The following is an 18,954-nucleotide window of genomic DNA, read 5'->3' as shown; positions in this document are numbered from 1 at the left end:
TTATCCAACCGTTTAAAAATAAGGGTCACGCAAAAACAATATTTACAAATGCATAAAATTGCTTTTCGTATGTAAAAATATGTATATTGCATACAGTTTAGTTGCCCAATAATAAACTGTATTTTGTGATGCATCGAATTTTAATCCTAGGGAATAACCCGTCTGAACTCCAGCAATTCGAGAAATTTTTACCTGACTACAGGTATCAAATTACATACGTTACTGACTATATACCTGCGATAGGAGTCATAGAGTCCAATGAAGTTGATTTATTTATATGTGGGGCGCATAGGGAGGGTGTCAATCCTGTAAATGTTTACAAAGTTATTGAGTCATTTCTTAAGGATAATGGTGTTCCTGTATTTTTGGTCTTGGACAATATGCAGGAAGATCTCATTAAGTCCGCTTTAGTTTTGGGAGTGGATAACTTGCTTTTTAGACCATTTAATTATGCAACCATAGAAAAAAAGATTGTAAATCAATTTCGAAAAGTTAAAGCTTTTGGAGTGCAGAATCATGAGTCATTTATGGGGTTTTTCAACAACAATACTGTGCCCATGTTCATTTTGGAATCTGGAAAAGTTAAAATGTGTAACGATGCTTTTAAGCTGAATTTCACAGATGGAAATGAGTCCTTTTACGGTAAAAGCTTTTTGGAAACCTTAGATTTTCCCTCTGATTCTAAAGCACTTCATCAATACAACAGGCTTTTATCAGGCTTGATTCAGTTTGCAAACATAGAGGAAGTCAGTACAGGTCTTTCTGCAGATGCTGTTTTTGATATTTACATGGTCAAAGATGTAACAGGAAGTATAATTGTTCAGCTAAATCAAAAAGAAATCATTTTCAATACTTCTTTGGTGTCAAAGGTAGGTGAAGGTAATTCAGACTTGTCGACTATAAATCTTGCTGATAATTATGAAGAGGAGTCTGTGAGTTTGTCAAAACTTACACAACGTGAAAAAGAGATTTATAAACTCTCGGCGAGTGGGTATCCAATTAAAGTGATCGCCCAGGAGTTAAACCTGTCCCCGAGAACAGTAGAAAAACACAGAGCGAATATCATGGGAAAGGTAGGAGCTAAAAGTATGATCGAAGCCATCAATTTAATTTGATGGTTTTTTTTTTTGATTCAATAGTAAAATCACCATTTCTAATGAGTGGGTTTTGATTAGCGTTTGTTTAGCTGTGCTACTGTAAGTGAAATTACTTACTAATTTTTCTCAATAAATACGGAAAGTACGTATTGCTCATCCCTCCTAAAGAAGGTACTTTTGTAGAGTTAGTGATTTGAAATGCAAAAAACATGATTCAAATAACAATAAAAATATTTTGTAATGTATAAGTTGATATTAATTATGATAATAGTTTTCAACACAGCTACTGGTGGAGCTGCAAATGCTCAGGAATCAAATACTGAAGCAGCTACCTCTAGAATAGACAGCTTAAGGCAAGCTCACATGGCTCGTGCTGCAAAGATGAGACAAGAGATCATGGAAAGGCAAGCAGCCCTTAGAAAAGATGTAGCGTCTGTAGAAGGTGAAAACATAGTCATTATAGACGGGGAGGTTTTTACGGACAAGGATAGTTTGGAAGTAAATCGTGAGGGGGAAAGTGAGGTGAAAGTGAAAGGCAATGCTAACAGCGTGATCATTGAAAACAAAGGTGCAGGGACTGTTTCTATCGTCCAATCTGGTTCTGGCAATTCGGCAATAGTGAGGCAACAAAAAGTAGGTCGAAAAGAAGATAATCAGTAGCGTCCATTCAAGCTCAATTGGGGTATATGTCAACAAAATAACTAACAATAAATCCACACAAACCAAAACCAATTTAATACACAAACAAACAAGTAAACTTATGAAAAAAACAACACTAATTTTCGCAGCGCTTTTCGCTTCATCTTTTGCGATGGCGCAGAACACAGCCACTACTGATCAATCAGGAAACAACAATCTTTCTACAACTGACCAAACGGGTAGAAACACCGCCACTACAATTCAAGTAACTGGTATGAATGCAACAGTAAATCCATCTAATATCTCTGAAATCACTCAATCTGGTGAAGACAATAGTGCAACTGTAAGTCAAGTACTAGGAAATAGTTTTAATGCTGGTGCGGGTCATTTTGCAACTATATCTCAAGATGGAAATGATAATACTGCATTTGTAAGACAAGAACAAAGAGGTGCTTCAGCTACAGTTGAGCAGGAAGGGGCTAATAACTATGCAGGATTAACTCAAGCAGGTCCAAATGATGCTGGTACTGCTGGATCTTCAGATGCTGGAATAAGACAAATAGGAGATAATAACCTTTTGTCAACTGTTAATGGCAATGGAGTGATCGGTTCAAGTACCCAAAGAGCATACATGCAAAACGGTAACAGTTTTGATTCTGATAAAAGTTTTCTTACCGTGGAGCAACTAGGTGATGGAAACAAAGCTGGTGTTTACTTGATGGGTCGTACAGATGCTTCTATTTTTCAGGAAGGTGATTTCAACTCAGCTTCTATTAACTCTCAAAGCCAATCATCAGGTTTGATAAATACGGCTTCTATTGAGCAACTAGGCGAAGGCAATACTGCAAGAATAGATCAAGGACCTAGAGGTAATGTGAATAACACTGGTGATGATAATCATGCAGATATCTTACAGTCTGGTGACTTCAATGTAGCTTCATCAAACCAATTTGGTGTGAGCAATAGAAGTGCAATTGAGCAAGATGGAGACTTCAATATTGCTAACATTTCACAAACTGGTACTTTGAACATAGCTGATATCATGCAAGAAGGTTCCTTTAACACTGCTTCTATCATGCAAACTGGCAGCATGAATGTTGGATCTGTTATTCAAAATGGAATAGGTAATACAGCTTCAATCACCCAAGGAAACTAAGCAATCACTAACAGATAGTCTGTATCAATTTCAATTGGGTTTCTACTCCTAAGTCTTGAAGAATCTAGGTTAGAAATAGCCGCAAAGGTAAATTGATACAGGCTCATCTCTTCATTTAATTATAAAATCATGAAAAAATCTACTTTAATTTTTGCAGCGCTTTTCGCTTCATCTTTTGCGATGGCGCAAAATACTGCAACGACCACCCAAGATGGAAATGGCAACAATTCTGAGACCACTCAGACTGGTTTAAATCAGAGTTCTACCGTTGATCAAAAAGGTGCTGATAACGAATCAGTGGTGAGGCAATTCACAAATAATAATGGTGCACAATCATCAACTGTTTCTCAATATGGGACAAGTAACAGCGCTGTGGTAGAAATGAACCAAACAGGTGGAGGAGGAAATTCACCAGGAAACTTCGCTTCTATCACTCAACTAGGTACATCTAACAGTGTAGAGCAAACACTCAACGCGGGTGGATATAACTCTGGTCAAAATGCCTCTGCTTTTCAAGATGGTATAAGTAATACTTTGACTCAAACCATGCACAGTGGATATACGCAGAGCATGTCTTCTATTCAGTTTGGGACTAGTAACTCAGGTAATCAAGAAATAACTGGAGGAGGTCACAATCATGCTACATTGCGTCAAGATGGAATCGAGAATAGTGCAAATCAGCTTTTGTTTGGTACCAATCAAGGTTCTGGAGCTGCTGATGTACTAATCGATCAAGCTGGTTCTTTCAATACTGCATCTCAGCAATTCGAAGGTGGAGGTTTTTCTCAAAGAAACAATGGCGTAATTATTCAAGATGGTACGTCAAATACCGCTTCTCAATTCGGAGATGGAACTTTCTTAGATTATAGAATTTCTCAAACAGGTGAGTCGAATGAGTCTCATATTATTGGAGCAGGTGATAGAAACACTGGTATAATTACTCAGGATGGAGATTTAAATGTCGCTAACCTGACCCAAGCTGGAAGCAACAATATTGCAACCTTTACTCAAACAGGCAACGGAAACGTAATCAGAGGAATAGGTGGAGACCCTGTATTACAATTAGACAGTGATTTGACGGCTACAGTGATGCAATCAGGTAATCTAAATACCGCAATTCTTTCACAGACTGGTGATGGACATACTGCTACGATTATGCAGTCAGGCAACATGAACACTGCTACAATCATCCAAGGTAACTAAGCCACCACTAACTAGAGATAGTCTGTATCAATCCCAAAAAAATTCTCTTAACAAAATGCCTTGTAGAATTTGGGCAGAAAAGAAATTAGAATTCAAGGTCAATTGATACAGGCTCATTTCTTCCTTTAAATAGAATAATTATGAAAAAATCTACTTTAATCTTTGCAGCGCTTTTTGCTTCTTCCTTTGCGATGGCGCAGAATACAGCCACGACTACCCAGACTGGTGATGGGAATGATGCAAGTCAAAACCAATCAGGAAACAATGCAGCGACTATCCTTTCAGTAGGTAATGGGAATGAAGCTTACCAAGCACAAGTTGGTAGCAACACCGCTTCTATTAGTCAACAAGGAGAAGCAACTACCAGTCAAGTGACTTATAGTAACTATGCTTTACAAGATCAGATAGGTCAAGGTAACGAGGCAAATATCAGACAAAGAGAGCAGGGTAATGGTACGGCTGTACAGAATCAAGAAGGGAATAACAATACTGCTGATATCTATCAGAGAAACCCATGGGGAGGAGCTGTTCCTGGAAATATGAGCTATCAAGATCAAATCGGGAACAATAACAAGGCTGAAGCATCCATTTTCAATGGACCAGGGAATAATAGTTCTCAAATTCAGGAAGGAAACTTCAACTACTCACGTCTGGTTCAATCAGGTGGTGAAAATACTGCAATTCATTTACAGACTGAAGGAGATAGAAACTATGCTTTTTCTACCCAAAATGGTGGAAGTAGTGTATATATTGACCAAGAAGGAAGTGATAACATAGCTACGACTACTCAGTCTGGTGCAGAAAATTTGATTGAAATCTATCAAGTTGGAGACAGAAACAATACTGGTGTAATTCCTTATTGGGAAGCATCAGATAGGGGGATTATCCAAACAGGACTTGAAAACACAGCAAGACTTTATCAAGATGGCGATGATAATAATCACTTGATAAGACAAGATGGTGATCTTAATGAAGCCTCTGTTGTAGTATTTGGAGATTCCAATATTGGGGTGATTTTACAAACAGGTGTTAGCAACTTCGCTTTGATTGATCAAAGTGGATCTGCTCATAATGCAAGCATTACACAAACTGGAATGGGTAACACCGCAAATGTTATGCAATCTGGTAATTATTAAGAACAATTGGAAAGGAAGCTTAAAACTCAGGCTTCCTTTTCCTTATTTAAATCAATCTACAGGGAGAAAATATAATATTAGTACACAATGAAAAAAATTAACTTAGCAATTATTGCCTTTTTTGTAACAGCAATGGCAATAGCCCAGAATACAGCAACCAGCACACAGACTGGTGACAATAATGATGTAAACATCATGCAAGTAGGGGAGAACAAATCAGTGGTTTCACAAACTTCAGCTGGAGGAAGAAATCAAGCAGAAGTTTCGCAGACAGGTGTGGGAAATGAGGCATTTCTTAGCCAACAAGGCGCTGGAAGTAGCGCAAATACTACTCAAACACAAATAGGTGATAATAACACCACTTCTTCTACTACAGGAGACAACAATGTGACTACCCAATATCAGCAGGGTAATGATAACAATATATTTTTAGGTCAAGGTTTGATTCAAAACTCATCCGTTTCCCAATCTCAGATAGGGAACGGTAATAATGCTTCCATCACTGTTGCAGGCCCAGGAACTAGAGGTGTTTCTGTAGAGCAAACCCAAGAAGGTGATGGTAACAATGCTGAAATCATCAACTTCAGAGGAAATGGTGGAGATGTCTATATCAGACAGTATCAGGATGATAACAATGCCGTGGTGACTTATAACAACAATGCGCAAAGCAATCAATTCAGGCTTACCCAAGATGGTCTTAGTAATGATATCAATGTAGCATTCCAAGGAGCCAGAAGAGGAGATGTGATGGCGAGTCAGTTGGGGGATTTCAACGAAGCAGTGTTTACCATATTGGGTACAGATAATCAATCACACTTGATTCAAGAAGGCGACTTTAACCAAGCTACAATTTACCAAAGTGGAGAAGGAAATATGGGCTTGATCATGCAGCATGGATCTAGCAATATAGCTACCCTAACCCAGATGGGTATAGGCAATCAGGCGATTATTACCCAAAATGGGAGTGGCAATATGGCTACGGTGACGCAAAATTAAGGACCTAAAACAAGGGGTGTCATTGAAGCGTATTAAGAATTTCACAATTAAAATTAAGTAAGGCTTTTATTTGACCTTACTTAATTTCAATTTACCAGATAAAGGTTTTACATTTCAATAAATTCTAGAAAATGAAACAAGCATCTTCCATTTTAGTATTAGCATGGATTTTCATGTTGTCGGGCAATGTCTTTGCTCAGCAGACAGTTGAAGTATTGGATCAAAAAAGTCTTCTAGAATTAAATGCAATAGAAGCTATACACATAGATGTAGATAAGCTTGAGAATGTAGCCCAAATCCAGCAAGTTGGAAATCAAAATACAGCTTCAATTTTTCAAACGCCTCAAGTTTTACAGTTAGGAAATTTTGCTCAAATTAACCAAAAAGGGAACCTAAACATTGGCTTTATAAATCAACAAGGCTTCAAAGTAAGTTCGAGGGTATCGCAAAGTGGAAATGCAAATGTTGTTAACATCAATACTATAGGTGATAATATTAGTGTCGCCACATTTCAATCTGGAAACAATAACAGGATCAATACTTCAATTGAAAATTCGGGATTGGCTACAAGGTATGCTTTGCTGGAGCAAAATGGGAACAATAATCAAATCAACCTAGATTTCCTCAACAATCCAACCATCTTGGGCAACTCATCCATTGAAACTGTAAGGGTTTCTCAGTCAGGAAATCAACAAGGTCTTAATTTGAGACTAGACGATGCAAGTTCGCCAGTAGAAGTAGTTCAAAGACCAGGTGCAGGAGGGCAAGGGATGCAGGTTAACATCACTACTTCAGCTTTTCCTATTCGGTAGCTAATGGAGTTTTAGAAAAAAAATGAAGGCTTTCATCATCATATTAATGTTTATTATTCCAATCGCCAAGCTACAAGCTCAGGTAGAGGAAATTGTGAACATCGAAACCTCAAAAATCGATTCATTGTCAAAAAGTAATGTGATTGATACAACTAAAGTCCTTCAAGAAGCTCCAGATGAATTAAAAAATCTCTTTGAATCTATTGTAAAAGAGGAGACACAAAAGTTGAAGTCTGGATTGAATTTAGAATTGGATGGATTGATAATAGATGAAACCAAAACCAAAAGTGGAAAAGAGTTCTATGATTTTTTCTTTAGAGAATGGGAAGCTCCAGAAGGAGCAAAAAACTATACCATCTTCATCGAAGAAAAACCCTTTAGACTCAATACAACCATGGTTGAGATATTGATCAATGAGACATTAATATTTCAATCTTTGCTTCAGCCAAGGGGGGATGTTATCGAAAGTTTGGCCATAGACGCCACAGCAACGACAAAAATGTATCTTGCAAACTATGAGGAGCTTCTCAAGCAACTTGGTGGAAGTGACATGAAAGGAACAGGAATTTATTAAAGAATTTGAAAAATGAAAAAAATATTAATACTATCAGCATTTATACTTTTTGGGTTTTCTGACGCATTCTCTCAGCAGTTTGTCTATCAAGCTAGAAACCCAAATTTCGGAGGTAATACATTCAACTACCAATGGATGATGGCCTCGGCACAAGCGCAAGACACTACTACAGACCCAAATGCGCAGAGTAGAACGCAAGCAGGTGCTCAAAGAGATCCACTTCAGGAGTTTTCTGAAAGTTTGAATAGACAGATTTTGAGTAGGTTGTCTAGAGAACTTGTTTTAAGACAATTTGGAGAAAGTAGCTTGCAAGAAGGGACTTTTCAACTAGGAGATTTTCAAATAGAAGTGTCAGATGGTGGGGCTGGACTCAATATTACCATAGTAGACACCAAGTCAGGTGCTACTACTGTGGTTGAAGTACCATTTAATTAAATTAGGTTAGGGAATATTCAATGAATCGTTTAAGAAGTTTAGTGCTTTTTTTAGCGCTAAGTACACTCTTGGTACTCGAGAGTTGTTCGCCTTTTTTCTATCAGCCATTTGGAGATAGAGGGGCCAGGTTAGGGCCAGAAACACCCATGAAGTCCGAAATTCAAAGCTTACCAAAACCACAAGAACCAATTGTGGCTGCTGTATACAAATTTCGAGATCAAACTGGGCAATATAAGGAATCCAATGTCGGGGCAAGCTGGTCAACAGCAGTTACCCAAGGTGCGACCAATATCTTAATCAGGTCGCTTGAGGAATCTGGATGGTTTGTCCCTATAGAGCGGGAAAACATCAGTAACCTTATCAACGAAAGGAAAATTATCAGCTCAAGTCGTGCACAATACGAGCAAAACCCTAATGTGGTTCTACCTCCATTACTATTTGCAGGCATTTTGTTGGAAGGGGGAATAGTCTCTTATGAAACCAATGTATATACTGGTGGTGCAGGTGTAAGGTACTTTGGTGCCGATGCTTCAGCCCAATACAGAGAAGATAGGGTGAGTATCTACCTTAGAGCGATTTCTACCAGCAATGGTAAGATCCTCAAATCTGTTTATACCACCAAGTCTATCTTGTCTCAGGAGATTACTTCAGGCTTCTTTAGGTTTGTTAAGTTTCGCAGACTTTTGGAGGCAGAAACTGGCTTCACTTATAATGAACCTCGAGAAATGGCAATCAATGAAGCTGTAGAAAAGGCAGTTCATAGTTTAATTATCGAAGGTCTAGTAGATAAACTTTGGGTAACCCAAGACTCCTTAGGGATGGATCACCCAGCAGTCAAAGATTACCTTCTCGAAAAAGAAGCTAACATCCAGACAGATTACGTAGGTAGACTTCAACAAAACACCTTTAGAACACCATTCTATTTGGGACTTTCAGGTTCTGGCCAAAGCTATATCGGAGACTATTCTACTAGTTTCATGAGGCCAGGTTTCAGGGCAGATGTAGGCTTTGGAATTTCCCCATCTTTCTTTATCGAAGGTGCTGGAGGTGTACAGCAAATTCACATCAATAGGGTTTTTCAAAAGACGGAATCTTTTGCAGATTTAGGTGTGCTATATGTAGCAAATTCTAGCAGTAAATTCTCACCATTCCTAAAAGTAGGAGGAGGGGCATATTTCAATCTTCAGGATCAGGTAGGCCTATCTACAGAAAAGATTTTGCCTTTCATTCACTATGGTGCAGGAATAGAGTATTTGTTTTCTGACCAAGTAGGACTTACTGGAAAAGTATTCTTGAATCAACTCCTTAATGATCGCTTTGATGGTATTGAGGCTGGAAGTTTCAATGATAACATTTGGGGGGCAAACCTCGGTTTAAAATTCTATCTGGGTAAAAAGAAATTAAAATGAAAAGATTAAATTATATACTTGCCATATTTTGCTGTGCTTATTTGACGGCATGTGAAGAAGACATGTTTGATATAGAAAGTTTTGGTTCTATCTCTGGTGTGGTTGTAGACGGGGAAACATACGAGCCACTTGTAGGAGTGATGGTGTCTACAGCACCTTCCAGTACCACGATTTTGACTGATAGTGCTGGTGCTTTTACATTTGAAAAAGTGAGACAAGGAGATGTAATCATCACCGCAAGAAAAAATGAATACCTAACATCTACAGCAAATCTAGCTGTATTTGAAAACAACCAAACAGTCACCAATTTCTTTTTGATCAAAGATGAAAGAAATATTGGAAATGTCTTATTGTTTGACCCTGTTCCTGGAAATGGCGCTGTGAATCAGCAACCAAACCTTACCTTCCAGTGGAACATAGAACAACAAAACAGGAATGTTCAGTTAAGCTATACAGTGTATATCTTTGAGTCAAATTCTTCCACTCAAACATTGCTCGGAGAAAACCTCTCAGAAAGACAAGTCGTAGTATCCAACCTTAGACCTAACACTACCTACTATTGGTATGTGGTCGCTAGAGCAGATGGAAGAAATGTAGCTAATAGCCCGACTTGGTCATTTAGAACCCAATAGTGTAACCGTTCCATTTTTTTAAAGGACTTATTAGCAGGCGCTGTTAATAAGTCCTTTTTTTTTGCCTTTTTCTGACATCTTCTGTCATTACATTTTTATATCCTCTCAATTTATTTTTCTTTTGCCTATCTTGATTTTCAATATGAGCACTAGACCTTTTATTATTTACAAATCCTCGGCAGGGTCGGGTAAGACATATACCCTGACTATGGAATATCTAAAACTTGCCCTGAAGAGCCCTATTAGTTTTAAATCAATCTTGGCAGTGACTTTTACCAATAAAGCCACCCAAGAGATGAAGGAAAGGATTATCAAAGAACTGAAGCGCTTGAAATCCAAAGTAGATTCTACAAATAAAATGGATCAGGAGATCATGAGTGCACTTCAAATTGGTGCAGATGAATTGATGCTCAGAGCCTCCCAGACACTTACGACAATCCTTCACAACTATGGTAGATTTTCTGTAAGTACTATAGATAGTTTTTTTCAAAAAGTAGTTCGAGCATTTGCCAGAGAAATGGATCTCAATGCCAAATTCGAAGTGGAGTTAGACCAAGATGCGGTCTTGGATCAAGTGGTAGATAGACTTGTGATGCAAGTGATGGATGATGAAGACCTGCATCGCTGGTTAGTCAGCTATGCAATTGAAGAGATTCAAGAGGGTAAGTCTTGGGATATTAGGAATAAAATAAAAGACTTAGGGAGACAGATTTTTCAAGAGGATTTCAAAAAATATGCTCCAGAAATCAGGGCTTTTCTAAAGGACAAGAAAAATATTGAAAGCTTGAAGGGTTTTGTCTTTGCTCAAAGACAAGAAATCATCAAGATAGCGACAACCCTCAAAGAACAAGCTAATCAAATTAGAATCTCTAATGCTTTAGATTGGACAGATTTTAGTGGTGGTAGCAGAAGTTTTGCCCTCAAATTTGACAAACTGGGTGACAAGAATCAACCGATTCCAGAGCTCTCTCCAACCCAAATCACACTGCCTGAGAATGTAGATAAGTGGTACTCCAAATCAAGTAAAAAAATTGCACAAATCGAGACGGCCTACCATCAGGGACTTGGACAAGTTCTGGCGCAGTTTGCTTCTTTGACCATCAAATGGAACACCCTGACAGCAATTTCTAAAAATCTTTCAGTCTTTGGTGTATTCAAGCACTTGCTTGATGAGCTTACCATGATCAAAGATGAGGAGAATATCTTGCTGATTTCGGATGCCAATGAGTTCCTGAAAGAAATCACCAAGTCACACGATGCACCATTTATTTATGAAAAGGTTGGGAATCAATTTAATCACTACCTTATTGATGAGTTTCAAGACACTTCTGGTTTTCAGTGGGCATCATTCAAACCACTATTGGAAAACACCCTTGCCCAAGGGCATACCAATCTTCTGGTGGGAGATGTGAAGCAATCCATTTATAGGTGGAGGGGAGGGGAAATGAAGCTTTTGCTCCATCAAGTAGAGGATGAAATGGGCAAAGACAATGTCAGCAATAAAAATCTTGATACCAATTTCAGGAGCTTACCAAATATCGTGAATTTCAATAATGCCATTTTCAACATGCTTCCTGAAGCTTTTGCAGCAGCTGTGGAAGATAGGTATGGAGCAGAGAAGGCTGAAATCATACCTTTGGCATATGAAGATGTACAGCAGCATGTACCTCAGCATAAGCTTTCGGAAGGCTTTCAAGGCAAAGTGAAATGGGAGTTTTTGGTTATTGACAAGGAGGACGAGGAAGAGGGGAATTTTGAAGAACAAGCCTTGAATAGGCTTCCAGATATGGTGATTCATTTACAGGAGGTGGGGTATCGACTCCAAGATATCGCATTTTTAGTCAGAACTAAGCGACAAGGTGAGCGTATCGCCGACACCATGATGCAATATGCCATGGATCATCCTGATACGGGATATAGGTTTGATGTTTTATCTGATGAAAGTATGTTTCTAACCAAATCAGCAGCTGTCAAAGCGCTGGTAGCTGGTCTTAAATACCTACAGGATTCTGAAGATCTCATTCAGTTTAAGACCATGTGGTATTTCAAGGTTGTCATCGATGGGCATGAGGTGGATCATCAATTATTTAAGGTAAATGAAACCCCCAGATTTTTAGATACAGAAGTTCAGCAATTCAAAAATCAATATCAGTACTTACTCCAACTCCCCTTGATGGAAGTAGTGGAGGAACTGATCGTATTGTTAGGTTTACAAGTTTCAGGGCTGGAGCTCGCCTATTTGGGTGCTTTCAAAGATGCCGTTTATGATTATGTTTCGAAGAATAGAGCAGATTTATCTGGGTTTTTGAGCTGGTGGGATGAGCAACGCACCAAGCGAACAGTCAAAATTCCTGAAGGTCACGATGCCATGAGAATTTTGACCATACACAAATCCAAAGGACTTCAATTCAAAGTCGTATTGATGCCATTTTTGAACTGGGAAATATTTGATACCCGTAAAGCCAATGTAGTGTGGGCACCTTTTCAGATAGCGCAGCAGCCAGAACCTATTGTAGTGCCTTTGTCTTTGAGTAGTCAATTGGCACAGTCAGATTTTTCAGAGGTATTTGCTGAAGAAGCTGTGATGGCATATTTGGATAGTTTGAATATGGTTTATGTCGCACTGACCAGAGCAGAAGAAGTTTTTTGGGCACTATCGTCTTGGGATAAGAAGGGTGAAAACGTGAACAAACTGGAAGTGCATTTTCAGCAGATATTCAAAGCACCAAGCAATACCTTTTGGAAAAGTTTAGGAGCAGGAAAGTTTGAGGAAAGTGACTTTTGTTTTGAATTGGGAGATTGGCCAAATGCAGTATTGCAAAAAGAACCAGAGCCTTCCACTTCGAAGTTGAGGTGGAGTTATCAGCAATGGCATCACTTATTGAAAGTGAAGAAGTATGCCGTGGACTTTTCACAGGATGGTATTGATCAAAGAAAAAAGAGAGACTTTGGCTTGCTGATTCATGAGATCCTCGAGAAGTCAAGGGATTATGAAGAGATGATGTCACATTTGCAGGGATTGATGTTCGAAGGAAGAATTTCAGAGGTAGAAAAGGGAGGTATTGAACTTCAATTGAATGGATTATTTGAAAATACGCTGTTCAAGTCTTGGTTTGGAACTGGAGCTGTTTTTTTACCAGAGCAAGGTATTTTACTTCCGGGAGGTAAACAGAGGAGGCCCGATAGGGTGATTTTGGAAGGTGAGAATGCCATCGTTGTGGATTTCAAAACTGGAGAAAAACGATCAAGTTATGAAAAGCAGGTCAAAGAATATGTGAATTTGGTAGCAGAGTTGACCAGTTTGGAGACAGTTGGGTATTTGTGTTATTTGGAAAGTGGAGAAATAGTAAAAGTCATATGAAAGGTTTCTTGAAAAATACCGCTGAGCGGATATTGAGTGAGCATCAGCACCTAGAGCAATTGCGGGTTGTACTTCCCAACCGCAGGGCTGGTTTGTTCTTTACCCAGCATTTGGGACAGTTGATCTCGGAGCCGACATGGATGCCAGAAGTAGTGACGATAGAGGAGCTATTTTATGGATATGCGAAGCAGCGTCCTGCAGATAATTTAACCTTGATTTTTGAGCTATTCAAAGTTTATCAATCACTACATCCCAGTCCTGAGTCTTTTGATAAGTTTTATTATTGGGGTGAGATGATCCTCAAGGACTTCAACGATGTAGATCAGTTTATGGCTGAGGCCAAAAAATTATACCATCATCTTTCGGAGGTTAAAGAACTATCAGCTGATTTAAGTTTTTTGACTGAAGAGCAAGTTGCACTTATCCAGCAGTTTTGGAAATCCTTTGAACTTCAAGAAGCTTACCAGAAGGAAAAGTTTTTGCAGTTCTGGGAAATGTTGAGCACCCTCTATGAATCTTTTCAAGCGCATTTGAATGTCGCAGGATTGGCCTATTCAGGACAACTTTACAGGAAAGTGGTAGAAGGTTTGACTTCGATACCCAACCCTGAGAAGCATCATGTATTTATTGGTTTCAATGCCTTCACAGCCACTGAAGAGCGTTTGATCAAGCATTTCATAGCTGAATTTGGTGCAGAGATATACTGGGATGTAGATACATACTATTTGGATGATCTCAACCAAGAAGCAGGCTTGTTTTTCAGAGCGTATGCGAAGGATCCTGTTTTTGAAAAAACTTTCCCAAAAGAAATTCCAGTAAAAATCCAGCGCGAGCATATTAAAATCACTACCTATGCAACGCCCCTCAAATCCAATCAAGCCAATCTTGTAGGATCTATTTTAGAGAATGTCCCAAAAGGGCAAGCATGGGAAGAGACGGTAGTCATCTTACCTGATGAGCAAATGCTCTTTCCAGTATTACACAGCTTGCCAGAGCAGGTTGATAAGGTGAATGTGACGATGGGTTATCCTGTAAAGAATACTCCTGTTTACGCTTTTATTGAATCCGTTCTTGAACTTCAGCGATACATTAAGATGGAAGATCAAGTCCTTTCAGTGTATCACAGACCTCTGAAGGATATTTTATCTCTGATATACCTTAAGGCTGAAAATAGTGAGTTCTGTAAAGACGTACTCAAGGAAATTCAGGAAGAAAATAGGATTTATTACCCTTTGGAAAAACTCCAAAAAGCTAGTCCTTTTTTTGAACTAATTTTCAAAAAAGTAGCATCACAGGATCTCTTTGATTATTTGACCACATTGATTGAAGCATTGGTAGAGCGGCTTCCAGATGAAGGACTCCAGCAATCATATCTCTTCCAGTGCTACAAGCAGCTCAATAGGCTAAAAGATATCTTCCGAAGTCAAGAAGCAGTGGAAGTAGATTTGGAATTTTTCATAAAAATTTTCAGACAACTTTTCAGAGAAGTTAAGCTGCCTTTTGAAGGGGAACCTTTGCAGGGTTTGCAACTTATGGGTGTACTCGAATCCAGAAATCTTGATTTTGAGCGTGTCATTATTTGCAATATGAACGAAGACAGCTTTCCTCCAGCTGCATCTCTCAATTCCATGATTCCTTTCAACCTTCGTAGGGCTTTTGGTCTTCCTGTCCAAGAGCAAAACGATGCAATCTATGCCTATACGTTTTACAGGTTACTTCATCAAGCCAAGGAGGTTCACATGATTTATACCACATCATCTGATCAAGGAAAAGCTGGTGAGAAAAGTAGGTATATACAGCAGATGCAAGTCGAAATGAACTTGCAAGAAGACGAGGAAGTAGTGTATTTGCCCGTTGATTTACATCAAAGCAAAGAGATTATCATAGAGAAGGACAAAGATGTAGTGAAGCTTCTTGAAGCTTACAAAGTAGATGAAAACGGGTTTTCGAGAAAATATTTTTCTCCTTCAGCATTGAGTGTTTACCTTGATTGTAGACTTAAGTTTTACTTTCAATACATCGCCAAAGTCAAAGAAAAGGAAGAGGTTAAGGAGGAAATTGATGCAGGTGTTTTTGGTAACTTGGCTCATTACAGTATGGAGCACCTATATGGAGGTTTTATTAGTCGAAAAGGGCGAAGTTTAGTCGAAAAAGAAGATTTCGAAGATTTGTCTAAGAACTGGGTTTTCCCAGCGATTGAGTTGGGAATCAGACAATATTATAACCTTGAAAAAGATGCGAATACCAAGCTTAGTGGTCAGATGGCTATCGTGAGGGATGTCCTTCAAAAGTATATTGAAGAACTCCTTGCGATAGACAAAGCTGACGCTCCTTATAAAATCATCTCTATGGAGCAAACTTATAAAGCTGATTTTGAAATAACTACTTCAGATGGAATGAGTAAAGTTAAGCTGCAAGGGATAATCGATAGGGTAGATGAGAAAGATGGGGTAATCAGATTGATAGATTACAAATCTGGCGCTGATAAAAAAGAGTTTAGTACTGTAGCAAGTTTGTTTGACCGAGAGGACTCCAAAAGAAATAAAGCGGCAATGCAGACCTTATATTATGGACTACTTTATCAGGCAAGTTTCCCTGAGAATGCAAAGCCATTGAAACCTGCCTTATTCAATTTCAAGGAAATATTCAAAGATGATTTTAATCCGTACCTGAAAGAAAAACCAATCCCTAAAGTTGCAGCTCAAGAAGTCCAAGATTATAAGCTCTTGCAAGATCAATATGAGTCTACGCTCAAAGTACTTCTTGAGGAACTCTACGATTCAAATATCCCATTTGACCAAACCAACAACTTAGAAAAGTGTAAATATTGTCCTTACATAGAGCTCTGCAGTAGGGGTAAGGTTTGAATGAATTATCTTTTAGAAGGCTTATCAGTAAAAAGTGGAAGTAAATGATAATTGAGAGTTTCTGCTAAAAGAAATTTAATTTTAAAATATTATTTAAAGGCATTAGCAATGTTTTAACTCAATACAAAGCTTAGTAAAAGGGGGACCTTGCATGTAGTTTCACGGTTTTAAATAATAAAGCGACTCAACCATTTAGCTAAAATGACTGAGTCGCTTCACTATTTACCTAAACTTACCTTTAAGCATTGCTAGCTTAGCTGCAAGATCTCCTTCGGCTTCAGGTTCCTCCTTTTTATTTTTTTGCTTTACTTTTCCTCGTTCAGCAAAAGGATCTGATTTCATACTAAGTCCAATTCTCTTTCTTGGGATGTCTACTTCCATCACAGTTACTTCCACTTTTTGACTTACAGATACTACCTCATTGGGGTCGTTGATGAATTTATCAGCCAAATGGCTCAAGTGTACCAAGCCATCTTGATGAACACCTATGTCTACAAATGCACCAAATTTCGTAATATTTGTGACAATTCCAGGTAATTTCATCCCGACTTTCAAGTCAGACATTTCATTGACACCTTCTTGGAAATTGAAGACTTCAAATGTTTCCCTAGGATCTCTTCCTGGCTTGGAAAGTTCTTCCATGATATCTTGCAGGGTAGGAATTCCGACGGTTTCAGATACGTAGTTTTTCAAAATGATTTTGGATCTAAGCTCGTCTGAGCTCATCAATTCCGATAAATTAGCTCCTATGTCTTTGGCCATTTTTTCAACAAGATCATACCTTTCTGGATGTACAGCAGAGCTATCAAGCGGATGTTTTGCATTTCTAATTCGCAAAAAACCTGCGGCTTGTTCAAATGCTTTGTCTCCCAATCTAGGAACTTTTTTAATTTCAGCCCTAGACTTGAATGGGCCATTTTCTGTCCTATAGCTTACGATGTTTTGCGCCAAAACAGGTCCTAGACCAGAGACATAAGTTAATAATTGCTTTGATGCAGTATTGATCTCTACGCCGACACCGTTCACACAACTCATCACCGTATCATCGAGGGAATTTTTTAGGGACGTTTGATCTACATCATGTTGATATTGTCCTACGCCTATAGACTTGGCATCTATCTTAACAAGCTCTGCCAGCGGATCCATCAACCTTCTACCTATAGAGACAGCTCCTCTTATCGTCAGATCGAGGTCTGGAAATTCATCTCTGGCAACTTCAGAAGCAGAGTAAATGGAGGCTCCGCTTTCATTGACCATGGTGATGATAACATTTTTGGGTAAGCCAAGACTTTTAACAAATGCTTCTGTCTCTCTACTTGCAGTTCCATTTCCTATTGCTATGGCTTCTACATTATATTTTTCGACCATAGATCTCACAGTTACCCCAGCTTCATGCGTTCGTTTCTGTGGTTCATTTGGATAGATGGCTTCATAGCTAAGCAATTGACCTTGCTGTCCAAGGCACACAGTCTTGCACCCAGTACGAAAACCTGGATCAATGGCCATTACTGCTTTTTCTCCAAGTGGGGCAGCTAAAAGTAATTGTCTAAGATTCTCAGCAAATACCTTTATCGCTTCTTCGTCTGCTCTTCTTTTTGTCAATAGGCGAACCTCAGTTTCCATTGAAGGCTTCAGTAATCTTTTGTAGCAATCTCTGATGGATTGTTTTACCTGGTCTACAGAACTATTTGCCTCGTTTTCTAAAATCACATTATCCATCAAAGCAATGGCAGTGTTCTCTTCAGGACATGAGTCCAGCATAAGAAACAATTCCTTCTCACCTCTTCTCATGGCAAGAACCCTGTGAGAAGGAGCTGACTTAACAGGTTCTGACCAGTCAAAATAGTCTTTGTACTTGATAGCCTCTGCTTCTTTTCCTGGGATGACTTTAGAAACAAAAATCCCCTCTTCGACAAAAAGATCTCTCATCTTCTTTCTAACCTCTACATTTTCATTTATCCATTCAGCTATGATGTCCCTAGCTCCTTGAAGTGCTTCTTCAGTACTTGCTACTTCTTTTTCTTCCGAGATATACTTTGCTGCTTCTGAATCTAAATCGATTGATTTCTGCTCAAAGATCAAGGTTGCTAATGACTCTAATCCCTTTTCTTTTGCAATTGTAGCTTTGGTTCTTCTTTTTGGTTTATATGGAAGATATAGATCTTCTAATATAGCCATAGTTTCGGCGGCATTGATTTTTTTCTCTAATGCCTCATCAAGTTTCCCCTGTTCTTTAATTGATTTCAAGATAGCTTCTCTTCTTTTATCTAGCTCTCTAAGCTGTAAGGATCTATCCCTAATGGCTGCCACTTGTACTTCATCCAAGCTTCCCGTAACCTCTTTCCTGTATCGAGAAATAAAGGGAACAGTTGCTCCTTCGTCCAATAACCCTACTGTATCAGTTACTTGCTTTAGCTTGATGTTGAGCTCTTCGGCTATTTTTAAATAATGGTCTATATTCATCTTCTTTACTAAAATTAAGAGGCGCAAGTTAGAATTTATCCTTTTGCTTAGAAAAAGTTAAGGATTGTAATTGTATGTTTTGTCACTAAAATACTGGAAATCTGTAAGTAATTTTACTTCAGATTCAAAGGTGCTCAGACAAGACTAGTTACATATACGACTAATCAATAAAAT

The 18,954-nt window shown here is 38.6% G+C and carries 14 protein-coding genes; 13 read left to right on the top strand and 1 reads right to left on the bottom strand.

The features are described 5' to 3' along the window. The first annotated feature begins 128 nt into the window (after positions 1–128). The 13 genes from MM239_RS13275 (at position 129) to MM239_RS13215 (ending at position 16,317) form a co-directional block, all read left to right on the top strand. Complete coding sequence (locus MM239_RS13275) at positions 129–1,115, top strand: LuxR C-terminal-related transcriptional regulator (RefSeq protein WP_241348736.1); 987 nt, start codon at positions 129–131, stop codon at positions 1,113–1,115. A gap of 222 nt (positions 1,116–1,337) precedes the next feature. Continuing rightward, entirely contained in the window at positions 1,338–1,757 is a 420-nt protein-coding gene (locus MM239_RS13270) for a hypothetical protein (RefSeq protein WP_241348735.1), read from the top strand. 100 nt (positions 1,758–1,857) lie between these two features. Further along, on the top strand, positions 1,858–2,892 hold the full coding sequence (locus MM239_RS13265; RefSeq protein WP_241348734.1) for a hypothetical protein: 1,035 nt from the start codon (positions 1,858–1,860) through the stop codon (positions 2,890–2,892). A 129-nt stretch (positions 2,893–3,021) separates the two neighbouring features. Next, a complete protein-coding gene (locus MM239_RS13260) occupies positions 3,022–4,095 on the top strand; it encodes a hypothetical protein (protein WP_241348733.1) in 1,074 nt (357 codons plus the stop codon). A 140-nt stretch (positions 4,096–4,235) separates the two neighbouring features. Then, positions 4,236–5,231, top strand: coding sequence for a hypothetical protein (locus tag MM239_RS13255; protein ID WP_241348732.1), 996 nt, complete (start codon positions 4,236–4,238; stop codon positions 5,229–5,231). A gap of 87 nt (positions 5,232–5,318) precedes the next feature. After that, entirely contained in the window at positions 5,319–6,227 is a 909-nt protein-coding gene (locus MM239_RS13250; RefSeq protein ID WP_241348731.1) for a hypothetical protein, read from the top strand. Between the two features lie 131 nt (positions 6,228–6,358). Next, complete coding sequence (locus MM239_RS13245) at positions 6,359–7,039, top strand: hypothetical protein (RefSeq protein WP_241348730.1); 681 nt, start codon at positions 6,359–6,361, stop codon at positions 7,037–7,039. A 22-nt stretch (positions 7,040–7,061) separates the two neighbouring features. After that, on the top strand, positions 7,062–7,613 hold the full coding sequence (locus tag MM239_RS13240) for a curli production assembly/transport protein CsgE (RefSeq protein ID WP_241348729.1): 552 nt from the start codon (positions 7,062–7,064) through the stop codon (positions 7,611–7,613). A 12-nt stretch (positions 7,614–7,625) separates the two neighbouring features. Continuing rightward, positions 7,626–8,048: a curli production assembly/transport component CsgF gene (locus MM239_RS13235; RefSeq protein ID WP_241348728.1), complete on the top strand. Its 423-nt coding sequence runs from the start codon at positions 7,626–7,628 to the stop codon at positions 8,046–8,048. A gap of 20 nt (positions 8,049–8,068) precedes the next feature. Next, a complete protein-coding gene (locus tag MM239_RS13230) occupies positions 8,069–9,457 on the top strand; it encodes a CsgG/HfaB family protein (RefSeq protein ID WP_241348727.1) in 1,389 nt (462 codons plus the stop codon). Continuing rightward, positions 9,454–10,089, top strand: a complete 636-nt coding sequence (locus tag MM239_RS13225) for a carboxypeptidase-like regulatory domain-containing protein (protein WP_241348726.1) — start codon at positions 9,454–9,456, stop codon at positions 10,087–10,089. Before MM239_RS13230 ends, MM239_RS13225 begins: the two co-directional genes overlap by 4 nt. A gap of 142 nt (positions 10,090–10,231) precedes the next feature. Then, the gene (locus tag MM239_RS13220) at positions 10,232–13,450 is read left to right on the top strand and encodes a UvrD-helicase domain-containing protein (RefSeq protein WP_241348725.1); all 3,219 of its coding nucleotides are present in this window, start codon (positions 10,232–10,234) and stop codon (positions 13,448–13,450) included. After that, the gene (locus tag MM239_RS13215; RefSeq protein WP_241348724.1) at positions 13,447–16,317 is read left to right on the top strand and encodes a PD-(D/E)XK nuclease family protein; all 2,871 of its coding nucleotides are present in this window, start codon (positions 13,447–13,449) and stop codon (positions 16,315–16,317) included. The genes MM239_RS13220 and MM239_RS13215 overlap by 4 nt, the downstream gene beginning before the upstream one ends. Before the next feature lie 222 nt (positions 16,318–16,539). Here the strand turns inward: MM239_RS13215 and MM239_RS13210 are convergent, their stop codons facing one another. After that, positions 16,540–18,780 carry a Tex family protein gene (locus tag MM239_RS13210; protein WP_241348723.1) on the bottom strand — a complete coding sequence of 747 codons (2,241 nt, stop codon included), beginning with the start codon at positions 18,778–18,780 and terminating at the stop codon, positions 16,540–16,542. Positions 18,781–18,954: the final 174 nt, after the last annotated feature.

Origin of the sequence: Belliella filtrata (genome assembly GCF_022549775.1) — a bacterium.
In the GTDB taxonomy this organism is placed as follows: Bacteria; Bacteroidota; Bacteroidia; order Cytophagales; family Cyclobacteriaceae; genus Belliella; species Belliella filtrata.
The sequence above is the reverse complement of the archived record's forward strand: the minus strand, read 5'-3'. Positions and strand labels throughout refer to the sequence as shown.